Here is a 12,523-nt window from a genome sequence, read left to right on the forward strand (position 1 = left end):
CGCGCCCCGGATTTCCTCTCCGCGCTACGCCGACGGCACCCACGCGACTACCCTCGATAGCAGGAGGTGAGCGACGTGACGTACCTGTTGGCACTCATCGCGGTAGTGACAGTCGCGGTGCTGTGCTGGAAGGCGTTCGGCCCCGAGAAAGCCGCCGGACCCGCCCAACACACCCGCTCACCCCGCAACAAGGTCCTCGGCCCCGACGACGACCCCGAATTCCTCTGGCGCATCTCCCGCCAACATCGCGACGGAGACGGTCCCACCGATCGCTGACCCCCGTCCAGCGCCCTTTACCGGTCACCCGGTCGAATTCGATTGCCCCGGTTCATACTCGCCACAACCCTTTTCGACGAGCCGGCGGCGAACGGCTGCTGCACAGTCCGGATGCGCAACAACGCATTCCATCATCCACACCCACCCATCCGGACACGGCATCATTGGTCCACCCCAAATACCATGAGCGACATGCCATCACAGCATCGCATCAACCAACATTCTCTCAGCGGCTAGTATGTCGGGCGGGGGACATCGGGCCTCCGATAGTTGGGTGCGCGAGGGGGGAAGATGGCCGATAGCCTCAAGGTCGATCTGGACGAGTTGAATCGACTGAGCGATACCGTGCGAGACCTCGCCCGCGAGGCCGGCGAGATCAAATGCGCGAAGGGCGCCGTGGCGGCGTTCGGTGCGGGTAAGCCCGGCGGAGTCATGACCTCCCACGAGGCAGCGATCACACTCACGAAATCCCTGCTGCACGAGGCATTGATTCCGGGCGCGAAGGCACGCCTCGCGGGCATCTCCGAGGCGATGTCGCACGCCGCGAAGTCCTATCGAGGTCAGGACGAGCGATTCCGTGATCAGCTGGCGACCACCTTCCGCGACGATTCCGGCTCGTGGACCGCGGAGGCCGCGAAATGAGCCTGACCCCCGATCAAATCCGCAGTTGGCGCCCGCACGACCTGGTCGAGGTCGCGGCCGAATGGAACAACCTGGCAGACAACCTCGACGAGGTGTTCAAGAAGTACGCCGACGCACTGGTCCGCACCGGCGACGGCGGATACTGGGAGGGCAACACCGCTCAGACCGCACAGCAAACCGCGCAGGACGACAAGAAGCACGTCGGAACCATGACAGAAGACGTGCGCGAACTGGCGAAGCTGCTCAACGACAATTGGTACACCATCGAGGCGCCGCTGCAGCGAGCGAAGGCGGCATTGGATGGGTTGGCGGCGCACAATTGCGAACCATCCGGGAAACAAGACGTCTATTTCTACAGCGTCCTGGTCGAATCGATGATGATCAACGGCAAGACCTTCGCCGAGTTGCCGGAGGCAACCAAGCAGGAGATCCGGCAACTCGCGGCGGATCTCCACCATGCCGCCGAGACCGCGAAAACGGCCGACGATAATCTGCGCCAACAGCTCGACGCGAAAGCGGAAGCTCTACCCGCGGCATTCACGAGCGCCGCGGCGCTGGGGCCGGACCAGGCCAGGTCGGATGGTCGCGATCTCGTCAACGGAACAATGAGCCCCTATGAGCTGCAACGACTTATCGACGCGGGCACGTTGTCGCCGGATCAGATCCGCACCCTGCAGGCGGGCGACGCGGTACACGTGACCGCGTCGAGCATGGAGTACATGACCGAGGTGGCCCATTCCCTGGACGGCAAGAGCCCCAAGGAAATTCAGCAAATCATGGACAAGCTGCCGCCGGAAGGCCGTCAGGCACTGGCCAATAGCCTCCAACTCGTTTCCAATGATCGAGTCGACGGTGGCCCGGCAGGCAAAGGTGGCTTCGACAGGTTGCCTGCCAAGGTCAAGGATTCCCTTACCCGCAAAGATCTGGTCACCGAGGGCATCGACTACCGATCGGGAAACAAGTCGATCAAGCTCAATGGCGTCGCCGACAACCAAGCGATCGCCGGCATCGTGGCGGCGGGCGATGATCGCTACAAGCAGGGCAGCACCCTGGACAACCACCTGATGGATGTCGGTCGCCAGTACTTGGACGCCCAGGTCAAACATGAGCGGAACCCGAACCGGGACTTCGAGTTCTTCAGCGCGGATGGTTACTCGCCCAAGGACGGGCGCGTCACCGAGCCGATCTTCCAGGCCGCGGGCCAAGACAAGTTTGCTGTCGAAACTGCCGTCGTCGACAAGGCGCACGGTAAAGACTTCGTGACCGAGGTGCTGACGCACACCTGGTCGGATCATGGAGCGGCCGCGTCCACCCTGTTCAAATTCAACGATGGTGACGCCGACGTGACGGATCCGAACAACAAGGTCGACGTCGCGACGGCCACCCGCACCGGGCACATCATGAGCAAGGTCGCCGAATACGCCGCCACCGACGACCAGTGGAAGAAGTTCGCCGACACCGGGGACCACCACTCGGTCGGAGAGAAGAATCCGGACCTGGTGCGGACTGTGTCTCGAAGCATGTCGCCGTACATCGACTCGCTTGTTGACGAACCGAAGCGGGAGCTGCCCGGATTCCGAACGCACACCGACGACAACAAGAGCTGGATCGACCCGGACGGCAACCGAACATATCGGGGTGCGGAGCGCGTTTTTGCTCTGATGAATACCGATAAAGCGGCCAGTGAGCAGTTCACGGGTGCTGCGATGGATCGAATACTGCAGAACGAGAACGACTATGCCCGCGATCCCCATCGCCGTGGCGCCGAGGGCGCCCTGGCGACGGCGGGGCGGATCAACGGACTCATGGATCGCGGGCTGCAAGACGGCATCCAGGCGTCCAACGACGCACAGCACGATATCGCCAAGGAAGCCTACGATCGCAAATCCCACGTCTACGATGCATTGAAGTCCGGGGTCCAGTTCAGTGCCACAGCAACCAGCTTGGTGAACCCAGCGCTTACCCCCTTCACCGAGGCCACCAAGAGCATCATCGACGGCGGTGGCGATGTGTTCAAATCCGCCATCATCGGCTCGGCTCCCTCGGACGCGGACGGCGCGAAGCTCGCCCCACCGAATTTCTCGCAACGCAACTACGAGGTGCTGGCCCGGACCGCCATTCCTCCCGAAGTGCAAGCGCATTTCTACGATCTTTTCGACAACGGGAAACTCAAGCCATGGGATCAACTTCAGGGCGATGGAAGTAATACGCGGCAAAACATGAGCAATGATGTCGACGAGATGATGAATATGGTTATGAATCCTCAAATCTTCCGCAATGCGTACGACGACGTTACCCGCACGGCCGCCAGGCCCAAATGAAGACTGGACGCTACGGTCTTACTACTTCCATGACTGCCCTCACGTTGACCCTCATCTGTGGCTGCTCGTCGAACACCACTGCTCCGGCGGATACGAAACCCAAAACTGTGGCGAATATCGCCTACACCGAAGTGTGGTCCGCCGACACCGGTATTGACCTCTTCTCACGCGGCGCGGAACTAGTCCGCGCCACGAGCGAGGCCGGGTACCTCACGCAATTCGCTGGTGTAGACAAGTCGTATCCGGGCTACAACCGGGCAGTGGGTGCGCCGGTGTCGTGGCATGACGAGGACAAATCGGAAAAGCTGGCCTGGTCCAACCCCGTCGACCCGGTGATACCCAAACCGGGTACCTTCTACAACCACATCACCGACTACGCGGCGAGTGATACACAGATTACGGCCAGTGTGTGCAGCTACGGCATATCGGCGGTAGCCAGTACACGTCCCGCTTCGACTCAGGTGTTGAACGACGCCGTGCAGATTCACCTGTCCAATTACGCGCCGACGCCGGGCGTAGCCGGAATTCCGGATATTGATCCGACGAAACGGGATCCGCGCGGCCACCGGGTTCCGACATGGAATGTTTTCGGCACCTGGACTGTCGCCCGGATCAAGTTCCATACACGCGACTCAATCCCTGCCGGATGCACGGACTGGTGGCAGCAACAGTTCCCTGACTTCATCAGGTCACCGAACTACAATTTCCTCACCGCACCGCCCGGCTACCAGCCACCAGTCCACCCTATCGTTGAGCAGTACCCCGAATGGATCGGCCCCTCGGCCAGCGGATAACCGTAGACTTTCCTACCTAATTCGAGGCTGACCCAGGGCTGGAAAAGGACGCGCGCTGCGGGAGATCGCGATGGGAAACGATGCCCTCGCTCCGGAATGTGCGCCGACCAGACTTGCTGACCAACTGACGCAGCAGCGCCGTGGCGGCCGGTACCTGATCGTCGGGCAGCGCCTCGGCGAGTCGGAGCAGTTCGTCATGAGCGGCACTCATGGTCACAGTGTAATTCCGATGTCCCGCGGCACGCTCACTGCGTACCGACGTCGCCCGACTCCGATATCTCCTATGCCGGAATAGTTCGGAAAGCGCCGTTGGAAGACCTCTAGTTCAGCCCCGCGTACGAGTGCAGACCGCTCACCACGATGTTGATGATGAACAAGTTGAAGAGCATGGCTACGAAGCCGGCCACGTTGATCCATGCCGCTTTGGTGTCGCGCCAACCGGAGGTGGCGCGGGCGTGGAGGTAGGCGGCGTAGAGGACCCAGGCGATGAAGGAGCAGGTTTCTTTGGGGTCCCAGCCCCAGGGGCGGCCCCAGGCCGCTTCGGCCCAGATCGCGCCGAGGATGATGCCCGCGCTGAATAGGGGGAAGCCGATGATGGTGGTTTTGTAGGCGAGGCGGTCCAGGGTTTGGGCATCGGGGAGGCGGCGGGCGACGCGGCCGAGGGGGTTGGCGGATTCCGCGCCGTCGGGTTGGTGCAGCCGGTAGAGGAACAGCAGGCTGCACACGCCGGAGAAGAGGAAGATGCCGCTGCCGACGCTGACGATGGTGACGTGCACGGGCAGCCAGTACGACTTGAGGGCGGGCACCACGGGGGCGGCGTCGGCGTAGAGCACGGTGCCCGCGAGGAACATCAGCAGCAGCACCGGCAGCAGCAGGAAGACGAACATGGACCGGTACCGGCGATCACGCAGGAAGATCAGGCCCATGACCATGGCGGCGCCGGTGGCCATGGTGACGAATTCGTACATGTTGCCGAGCGGGAAGCGGTGGGTCGCGAAGCCGCGCAACACGATCGCCGCGATATGCAGCAGCACCGCCACGTGCAGCACCGAGAAACCCATATTGCCGTAGCGTTCGCCGAGCGGCGTCGGCAGCGGTGTGTCGACCCGCCCCGGCAGGGCCGGATCGGGTGTCGGGCCGCCCGCGCCGACGAGTTCGCGTTCGACGACCTTCTTGGTTTGCGCGGCGGCGTACTGCACGATCAGCAGCACCAGCACGAGCGCGTACACCACGATCGCGGTTTTGAACGCGAAATCGCTGTAGCGGGCCAAGGTTTCGTCGATCGGCATGGTTATTCTCCCGTGGTCGGCGCCGGCGTGGTGTCGAGCAGTCGGTCTCGGAGGCGATCGAATTCGCTGCCCCAGCCCGCCTGGTCGCTCCTGGCCAGCCCACCCATTTCTACTACACTATGTCGTTGGTCAACGGTACCCGCCGGGGTGGCGCGCAACCAGATCCGGCGCCGCCGCACGACCAGCGAGACCAGCAGCCCGCCCAGCATGGCAATGGCGCTGACCAGCACCCACTGCTGTGCGGGATCGTGCGAGACCTGCAGATTCACATATTCTTTCGCACCATCGAAGGTCACCTTCGTGCCATTGGGCAGGGTGGCCGACTCACCGGGCCGCAGGTTCACCCTGGCCTCCTTGGTCAACCGGCCTTGGCGGACCATCTCCTGATCGAGCCCGAAGATCGATTGCGGTTTCCCGGTGTCCAGGCCGGTGTCGCCCCGATAGATGTCGACGGCGACGGCCGGATCGTCCATGCGCGGGAAGGCGGAGGTGAGCAAACTGCCGTGCATGAATGCCTTCGGCGCGAACAGACCCTCGATGGCGATCTGATTCTTGCGCCGCTCCTGTTCGGTCGGATACATACCGCCGGGCGGGTCGATGCGCAGCGCGCCGCTGGACAGGAAGGTCCGCGCGTCATCGGGCCGCCACTGCATGGTCTCGGTGCGAGTCTGCCCATTGGGGAAGGTGACGGTGAAGGTAGGCGCGAAACCATGCCCCTGCAGGTAGAGCCGGTCCCCCGCGACGCGCAGCGGATGGTTCACCTGGATGGTGGTATCGCGCCAGTGGTTGTCGCGCAGATCGTTTCCGGCCTGGTAGGCGATATTGGAGGTGAACATCTCGGCCTGACCGGAATCCAGGTAGTCGGCCTTGAAATCCTTGACGCGCACGCAGAGCGGGGTCATCCCCGTCCCGTCGTTCACATTGCCCGCTTTGAACGAGTCGAACACCGCGGGCGAGGTGGTGCAGAAGCCCGGTCCGTCATCGGCGATGACGATGACATTGCCCTCGTAGCCGAACAGCTTGCCGAGGGCGAAGGTGACCAGCACCCCCAGCAGCGAGACGTGGAATACCAGATTCCCTAATTCGCGCAGGTAGCCCTTCTCCGCCGACAGCGTGACCTCGCCGTCCCGATCGCCCGGTCGCACCGCGACCCGCCAGCCGCGCAGCCGCGAGCGCGCCTGCGCGATGACGTCCTCGGGCGCGAGCGCAACCTCGACGCGATGATGGTGCGGCAGTCGAGCGAGGTTGCGCGGCACCCGGACCGGCGGCGTGCGCAGCGCCCGATAGTGGTCGTAGATGCGCGGCACCACGCAGCCGACGAGCGAGATGAACAGCAGCGCGTAGATGGCGGTGAACCAGAAACTGCCGAAGACGTCGAACAGTTGCAGCCGGTCCATCCACGGCCCGAGCGTGGGCCGGTCGGCCAGGTATTGGGCCACCTTCTGCGGGTTGAGACTGCGCTGGGGCAGCAGCGCGCCGGGAATCGCACCGAGCGCGAGCAGGAACAGCAGAACCAGCGCGGTTCGCATGCTGGTGAGTCCGCGCCAGGTATTGCGCAACAGGGCGAGGAGTCTGCCCAGCGGCGATTGCCGCGGCATCGGCGGACGAATGTCGGGTTGGTCGAGCACGGTCATATCGGCAAGGTCACCTCGGAGATGAACCCATCGCGCACCCATCCGACGAACTGATCCCACGCGCCGGTGACCAGCGCGATACCCACGGCGACGAGCAGCAACCCGCCGATGACCTGAATGGTGCGCGAATGCCGACGCAACCAGCCGACCCCGCGCAATGCGCTGGCCGACCCGAAGGCGAGCACGATGAACGGAAGTCCGAGGCCGAGACAGTAGGCGACGATCAGCGCGACGCCGCGCACCGCCGTGGTCCCCTGTGTCCCCGCCGAGACGGCGAGCACACCGGACAGCGTCGGCCCGAGGCATGGCGTCCAGCCCAGGGCGAAGACCGCGCCGAGCAGCGGCGCGCCCGCGATGCTGGTGAGTCGGCGCGGCTCCATCCTGGTGTCGCGCTGCAATGCCGGAATCAACCCGATGAACACCAACCCCATCACGATGGTGACCACGCCGCCGACGCGTTGCAGCAGTTCACGATTGACGTTCAGGGTTTGGATGACACCGAATACCGTGGCGGTGGCCAGCACGAACACCACGGTGAATCCGGTGACGAACAGTCCGGCCGCACCAGCCACCCGCGCCCTGCCGCGACCCCGTTCGCCGTTCACCTGGGTGACACTGGCGGGCGGAGCTTCCGCACCGACCAACCCGGCCAAATAGGACAGATATCCGGGCACCAACGGCACCACGCACGGCGAGGCGAAGGACACCAGCCCCGCCAGCAGGCAGGCGCCGAGCGCGAGCAGCAGCGGCCCGGTGGCCGCCGTCTGCTGGAAGGTGTCGCCGACGCTCATCGGCCCTCACCCGCCAACTGCTCCACCACCGGTTGCAGATCCTGCGCCAGCAGCGGACGCAGGTACACCGCGGCCACTCGATGCTGCCGATCGAGGATCAGGGTGGTGGGGATGACGCTGGTCGGGAAGTTGCCGCCGAGGGCGAGCAGGCTCCGCATGGCCGGGTCATAGAGGGAGGGGTAGCCGACGTGATTGCTGACGACGAAGTCCTGCGCCTTGTCCTGCTGGTAGTCGCGGACATTGATACCGAGGAAGGCGACACCGCGATCCTTGGTCGCGGTGTAGACCTGTTCCAGCGCGGGGGCCTCGCCTCGGCACGGACCGCACCACTGACCCCACAGGTTGAGCACCACCACCTGGTCGCGGAAATCATCGACGGAGATGGTCTTTCCCGCCGTCATCAGATCGGGTCCCGACAGCGATCCGATGGTGCCGCGACTGGACGGCGGATCGTAGCGGATCTCGGTTTTGCCTCCGGGAGAGACGAATTCGAAGGTGCCGCCATTGGCCACCGCGTCCTGTCCGGACGTGCACCCGGTCAGCGCGACGGCCAGCGCCGCGCAGGCGGATGCGACGCGGATCAGGGCGGTGGCGCGGCTCATGCGCCGTGCACCGAGGGATCCGAGCCGCCCGCGGGTTCGGAATAGACGATATCGACGAGCGTATCGCCTTGGTAGACAAGCGAAGTCAGCGAAGCAAGCGAGCACTGCCGGTGACGCGGATCGTGCCAGAGCCGCTGTCCCTGCAGGAAGCGGCGCAGCGTCCACACCGGCAACTGATGCGAGACCAGCACCGCCTCATGTCCGGCGGCCTCCACCCGCGCCTTGTTGACCGCTGCCAACATGCGGTGCGCGATCTGCAGATACGGCTCGCCCCAGGACGGGGTGAACGGGTCGCGCAGCTTCCACCAGTGCCGCGGCTTGCGCAGCGCGCCGTCGCCGACCGAGACCCGCAGACCCTCGAAGGTATTGCCCGCCTCGATGAGGTTCTCGTCGGTGCGGATGGACAGGCCGTGCGGCCCGGCGATCGGCTCGGCCGTCTCCTGTGCGCGCTGCAGCGGCGAGGCGATCACCAGCGCGATATCGTGATCGGCCAGCGCGCGCCCCACGGCGGCGGCTTGGGCGCGGCCCGTCACCGAGAGACTGAATCCGGGCAGGCGACCGTAGAGGATGCCTTTCGGATTGTGCACCTCACCGTGGCGCAGCACGTGCACGATCGTTTCCACCTGGGCGGCAGGCGCACCGGATACAGCCCGCGCAGCGGGCCTACCGGACACAGCCCGCGTGGCGGGCTCGGCGGATTCGGAAGCGTCTGTGCCGATCGGCTTCTCGGTCTCCGATCCGGCCGATGGCCCGGTCTCGGTGTCGTGCTCGGAACTCACGCGGATCCTTCGGGGGTGGCGGCCGCGGCCGCTTGCGCGGCGGCGGGCATGGCGGCGGCAATTCGGTCGAACGCGTTCTCGTCGAGCGCCGCGGAGACGAACCACGCCTCGTACGCGCTGGGCGGACCGTACACACCCGCATCCAGCAGCGCGTGGAAGAAGTCCGGATAGCGCCAGGTCTGACTGGCTTTGGCGCCCGCGTAGTCGGTCACCGGACGGTCGGCGAAGAACACGCTCACCATATTGCCCGCGAACTGCACCTGATGCTCGACCCCGGCGGCGCTCAACGCCTCGGTGAACAGAGCACCCAACCGGCGCGCATTGCGATCCAAGGCCGCGTACACCTCGGCGTCGGCGGCGCGCAGAGTCGCCAGTCCGGCCGCGACCGCGACCGGGTTACCCGAAAGGGTGCCCGCCTGGTAGACCGGTCCGAGCGGAGCCAGTTGATTCATGATCTCGGCCCGTCCGCCGAAGGCCGCGGCGGGCAGTCCGCCGCTCATCACCTTGCCGAAGGTGTACAGATCGCCCGCGACACCCTCCACGCCGAACCAGCCCGCGGCGCTGACCCGGAAGCCCGTCATCACCTCGTCCATGATGAGCAGCGCGCCGTGCGCGGCGGTGAGCTCGCGCAGACCCGCGTTGAATCCGGGCAGCGGCGCGACAACGCCCATATTGCCTGCGGCCGCCTCGGTGATCACGCAGGCGATCTGCCCGGGATACTCGGCGAAAGCGGCGGCGACGGCATCCAGATCGTTGTAGGGCAGCACGATGGTGTCGGCCGCCTGCGCGCCGGTGACGCCCGGCGAGGTGGGCAGACCCAGCGTCGCCACACCCGATCCCGCGTCGGCCAGCAGCGCGTCCACGTGACCGTGGTAGCACCCCGCGAATTTGATGACCTTGCCGCGACCGGTGTAACCGCGGGCCAACCGCACCGCGCTCATGGTGGCCTCGGTGCCGGAGTTGACCAGCCGCACCCGCTGCACCGGCGCGACCCGCGCGGCGATGGCCTCGGCCAGGTCGATCTCGGCCTCGGTCGGCGCGCCGAAGGACAACCCGCCCGCCGCGGCCCGCTGGACGGCCTCGACCACAGCCGGATGCGCGTGCCCCAGAATCATCGGACCCCAGGACGACACCAGGTCCACATAGTCGTTGCCGTCGGCGTCGACCAGCGTGCAGCCATGTGCGGAAGCAATGAATCGCGGTGTGCCGCCGACGGATCGGAAGGCGCGCACCGGGGAGTTGACCCCACCGGGGATCACCGAACTCGCCCGATCGAAAAGTTGGGCCGAAACCGGTACCGACGACCTGGTCACGCGCGGAGAAGAACTCACGCGATCCAGTCTGTCAGCCCGCCGAATCGGAGTCGACGACAGGGTGTAGTGGAGTGACCCACGCCGCAACACGCCGAACCGGATTGTGCGCGATTTCGATCATCGCGCGAGCGCCGATGCGTAAGGTTGCCCAGCGTAAACAGGGCGCTGGGATGTGGGAGGGTCTAATGCGGATCATTCTCGGAACTGTCGCGATCATCGGCGCGGCGTTGACGGCGCTCACCGCCGGATCGGGTATCGCGGCGGCGGCCGAACCCGTCGGCCAGCCGGATCGGATCGGGTTGCGCCTGAATCACGCGGAGACCGCCGGTCTCGCCGACGGTCCGCTGCCCGCGCTGGTAGCCATGGTCGTCCCGGTGAACCGGATGGGCGCGGGACTCGAGCCCGACACCCAGATCTACCGCGACGACAGCGGCGGGGTGCACGCCTCGCTGCGACAGATCTTCCTGGAGGCGGCCGCTCATCCGGACGGCTCGGTCACCGTCTTCCTGAATGCGCCCGGTTCCCGCGACGGGCGCATCCTGGACTTCTATCAGAACTGGCGCTGAACGGATCCCCGCTTGACGAATCCGTCGACGCCGCAGGGTTTTACGTGTACATGCAGGGTGCGGCGGGCAGGATCCTGTGCAACATGCACATGAAGGAGTTGTAGGGGCCCGCCGAACCGGTCTCCGGCACGAAATCCAGGATCGGCCGCGCCTGCTCCGCCGTCGAATTCGGCTGCGCCGTCGACACCTGAACCGGCTCAGGGGCTCCGGGATTCGCACTCGCGCCACCCGCGCCCGCTCCCACGCCGAGCGCGATCATTACCGCGACACCCGCACCGATCCGACCGAACAACGACTTCACCAGGTCTACCCTTCGTTTGCTTTTCTTGAATCCGTGAGCGGTCGAAATCTTAACGGCCGCACGGATATTCCGAATGTTCGCCAATGCGCCGCGAACACGTGCACGCTACCCGTGGGCGGGGTCGCGGCGGTAGGGGGCCGCTGGTCACAATTCGGATCCACCGCACCGGAAATCCATCTATCGATTCGGCGATCCTTCTCGGCGCCACCGAATCCCGGTGCTCGGGGCAGCAATCGACAGCGTGCTAATCCACCGCGGCGAAATCCGAGCAATCGCGCGGCGGACCCGCTGGTTCCGCCGTCAAGCCCGAATGGTTCGGATACCGCGCGCCATCCCATCGATCGCGGCGATACCCGCGACCACGACCAGCAACCCGGCCAGCAGCAACCACGGTGGCGCGTAGCGGGTGGAGGTGTAGGCCGGGATATCACCGGCGGCGGCGAAGACGGTGGAGTGGGTGCCCGCGCGCCAACTGACAACCGCGACAACCAGGCAGATCGCCGCTACCACCGCATCGACCAGGACCACCGACCACTTCCGCACCATCAACTCCGTTCTCCGCTCGACTCGCCGTCGGGAGCGGGCACCCGCGCCAGGGCGGTGCCGAGTGCGTCGCGCAGACCGCGATGATCCTTGGCCCACGCCTGCACCAGCGCACCGTCGACCAAGCGCAGCCCGATGCCCTTGCGTCTGCGCGGCACCCCGGTGAGTTCACCGAGTGCGCGCGCCGACTCCCACTCCTCATCATCCCTGGCGTGCTCATCGCGTTCGGGCAGCACCTCCGCGATGGTGCGCAGCGGCAGGGTCTCGGCGCCCGAGCGCAGCGCGTCATCGGTGAGGGCGACGCTGACATGTCTGCGCCCGGCGATGACCTGCAAAACAACGAATCCCGCCAGCAGGACGGCACAGAAGGCAAGGGCGAACCAGTGGATATCGGTGCCGGTCGCCACCTCGATGACCAGAACGAGCAGACACAGCAGCGGCCCGTAGGCGACGCTGCGCCAGCGCGCGCCGGGCTCGGCGAACAGCACCGACTCAGCACTCACCGGGCGACCCGGTCACTGTTGCGCTCCGCGCCGGGCCTCGCGACTCGGCGCCACGGTGAATACCTCAGCGCGACAAACTCGGCAGCAGTAGCACGGCAATGGTGAGCAGGCCGAATACGATCAGCAGACTCAGTACGACCAATTCCCGTCGCACGCTGTGCGGCTGTGG

15 protein-coding genes are annotated in these 12,523 nt (G+C 65.5%); 5 read left to right on the forward strand and 10 right to left on the reverse strand.

Features of this window, described 5'->3' with window-relative positions:
• Nucleotides 1–75: 75 nt before the first annotated feature.
• From D5S18_RS09565 to D5S18_RS09580, 4 genes are all read left to right on the forward strand, one after another.
• Entirely contained in the window at nucleotides 76–276 is a 201-nt protein-coding gene (locus D5S18_RS09565; RefSeq protein ID WP_120040468.1) for a hypothetical protein, read from the forward strand.
• A gap of 291 nt (nucleotides 277–567) precedes the next feature.
• Complete coding sequence (locus D5S18_RS09570) at nucleotides 568–918, forward strand: type VII secretion target (protein WP_120039462.1); 351 nt, start codon at nucleotides 568–570, stop codon at nucleotides 916–918.
• Nucleotides 915–3,239 (forward strand): TPR repeat domain-containing protein, encoded by a 2,325-nt coding sequence (locus D5S18_RS09575; RefSeq protein ID WP_120039463.1) that lies wholly within the window; start codon nucleotides 915–917, stop codon nucleotides 3,237–3,239. Before D5S18_RS09570 ends, D5S18_RS09575 begins: the two co-directional genes overlap by 4 nt.
• A gap of 29 nt (nucleotides 3,240–3,268) precedes the next feature.
• Nucleotides 3,269–4,033, forward strand: coding sequence for a hypothetical protein (locus tag D5S18_RS09580; protein ID WP_147403913.1), 765 nt, complete (start codon nucleotides 3,269–3,271; stop codon nucleotides 4,031–4,033).
• A gap of 16 nt (nucleotides 4,034–4,049) precedes the next feature.
• Here the strand turns inward: D5S18_RS09580 and D5S18_RS09585 are convergent, their stop codons facing one another.
• From D5S18_RS09585 to hemL, 7 genes are all read right to left on the reverse strand, one after another.
• Nucleotides 4,050–4,244, reverse strand: a complete 195-nt coding sequence (locus D5S18_RS09585) for a hypothetical protein (protein ID WP_120039465.1) — start codon at nucleotides 4,242–4,244, stop codon at nucleotides 4,050–4,052.
• Nucleotides 4,245–4,353: 109 nt separating this feature from the next.
• Entirely contained in the window at nucleotides 4,354–5,322 is a 969-nt protein-coding gene (ccsB, locus tag D5S18_RS09590; protein ID WP_120039466.1) for a c-type cytochrome biogenesis protein CcsB, read from the reverse strand.
• Nucleotides 5,323–5,324: 2 nt separating this feature from the next.
• Entirely contained in the window at nucleotides 5,325–6,956 is a 1,632-nt protein-coding gene (gene resB, locus D5S18_RS09595) for a cytochrome c biogenesis protein ResB (protein ID WP_120039467.1), read from the reverse strand.
• Nucleotides 6,953–7,747 carry a cytochrome c biogenesis CcdA family protein gene (locus D5S18_RS09600; protein ID WP_120039468.1) on the reverse strand — a complete coding sequence of 265 codons (795 nt, stop codon included), beginning with the start codon at nucleotides 7,745–7,747 and terminating at the stop codon, nucleotides 6,953–6,955. Before D5S18_RS09600 ends, resB begins: the two co-directional genes overlap by 4 nt.
• Complete coding sequence (locus tag D5S18_RS09605; RefSeq protein ID WP_120039469.1) at nucleotides 7,744–8,349, reverse strand: TlpA disulfide reductase family protein; 606 nt, start codon at nucleotides 8,347–8,349, stop codon at nucleotides 7,744–7,746. Before D5S18_RS09605 ends, D5S18_RS09600 begins: the two co-directional genes overlap by 4 nt.
• Nucleotides 8,346–9,023 (reverse strand): histidine phosphatase family protein, encoded by a 678-nt coding sequence (locus tag D5S18_RS09610; protein WP_158607862.1) that lies wholly within the window; start codon nucleotides 9,021–9,023, stop codon nucleotides 8,346–8,348. The genes D5S18_RS09605 and D5S18_RS09610 overlap by 4 nt, the downstream gene beginning before the upstream one ends.
• Before the next feature lie 101 nt (nucleotides 9,024–9,124).
• Nucleotides 9,125–10,441, reverse strand: a complete 1,317-nt coding sequence (hemL, locus tag D5S18_RS09615; RefSeq protein WP_439651098.1) for a glutamate-1-semialdehyde 2,1-aminomutase — start codon at nucleotides 10,439–10,441, stop codon at nucleotides 9,125–9,127.
• 185 nt (nucleotides 10,442–10,626) lie between these two features.
• Here hemL and D5S18_RS09620 point away from each other — a divergent pair, with 185 nt between their 5' ends.
• The gene (locus D5S18_RS09620) at nucleotides 10,627–11,007 is read left to right on the forward strand and encodes a hypothetical protein (RefSeq protein WP_120040472.1); all 381 of its coding nucleotides are present in this window, start codon (nucleotides 10,627–10,629) and stop codon (nucleotides 11,005–11,007) included.
• A gap of 40 nt (nucleotides 11,008–11,047) precedes the next feature.
• On the opposite strand, the gene D5S18_RS09625 is transcribed toward D5S18_RS09620, so the two are convergent.
• The 3 genes from D5S18_RS09625 to mce1N form a co-directional block, all read right to left on the reverse strand.
• The gene (locus D5S18_RS09625; protein ID WP_120039471.1) at nucleotides 11,048–11,308 is read right to left on the reverse strand and encodes a hypothetical protein; all 261 of its coding nucleotides are present in this window, start codon (nucleotides 11,306–11,308) and stop codon (nucleotides 11,048–11,050) included.
• Between the two features lie 300 nt (nucleotides 11,309–11,608).
• Nucleotides 11,609–11,854 (reverse strand): hypothetical protein, encoded by a 246-nt coding sequence (locus tag D5S18_RS09630; protein ID WP_120039472.1) that lies wholly within the window; start codon nucleotides 11,852–11,854, stop codon nucleotides 11,609–11,611.
• Nucleotides 11,854–12,354, reverse strand: coding sequence for a transport-regulating membrane protein Mce1N (gene mce1N, locus D5S18_RS09635; protein ID WP_120039473.1), 501 nt, complete (start codon nucleotides 12,352–12,354; stop codon nucleotides 11,854–11,856). The genes D5S18_RS09630 and mce1N overlap by 1 nt, the downstream gene beginning before the upstream one ends.
• Nucleotides 12,355–12,523 lie beyond the last annotated feature (169 nt).

It is taken from the genome of Nocardia panacis (assembly GCF_003598715.1).
GTDB classification, from domain to species: domain Bacteria; phylum Actinomycetota; class Actinomycetes; order Mycobacteriales; family Mycobacteriaceae; genus Nocardia; species Nocardia panacis.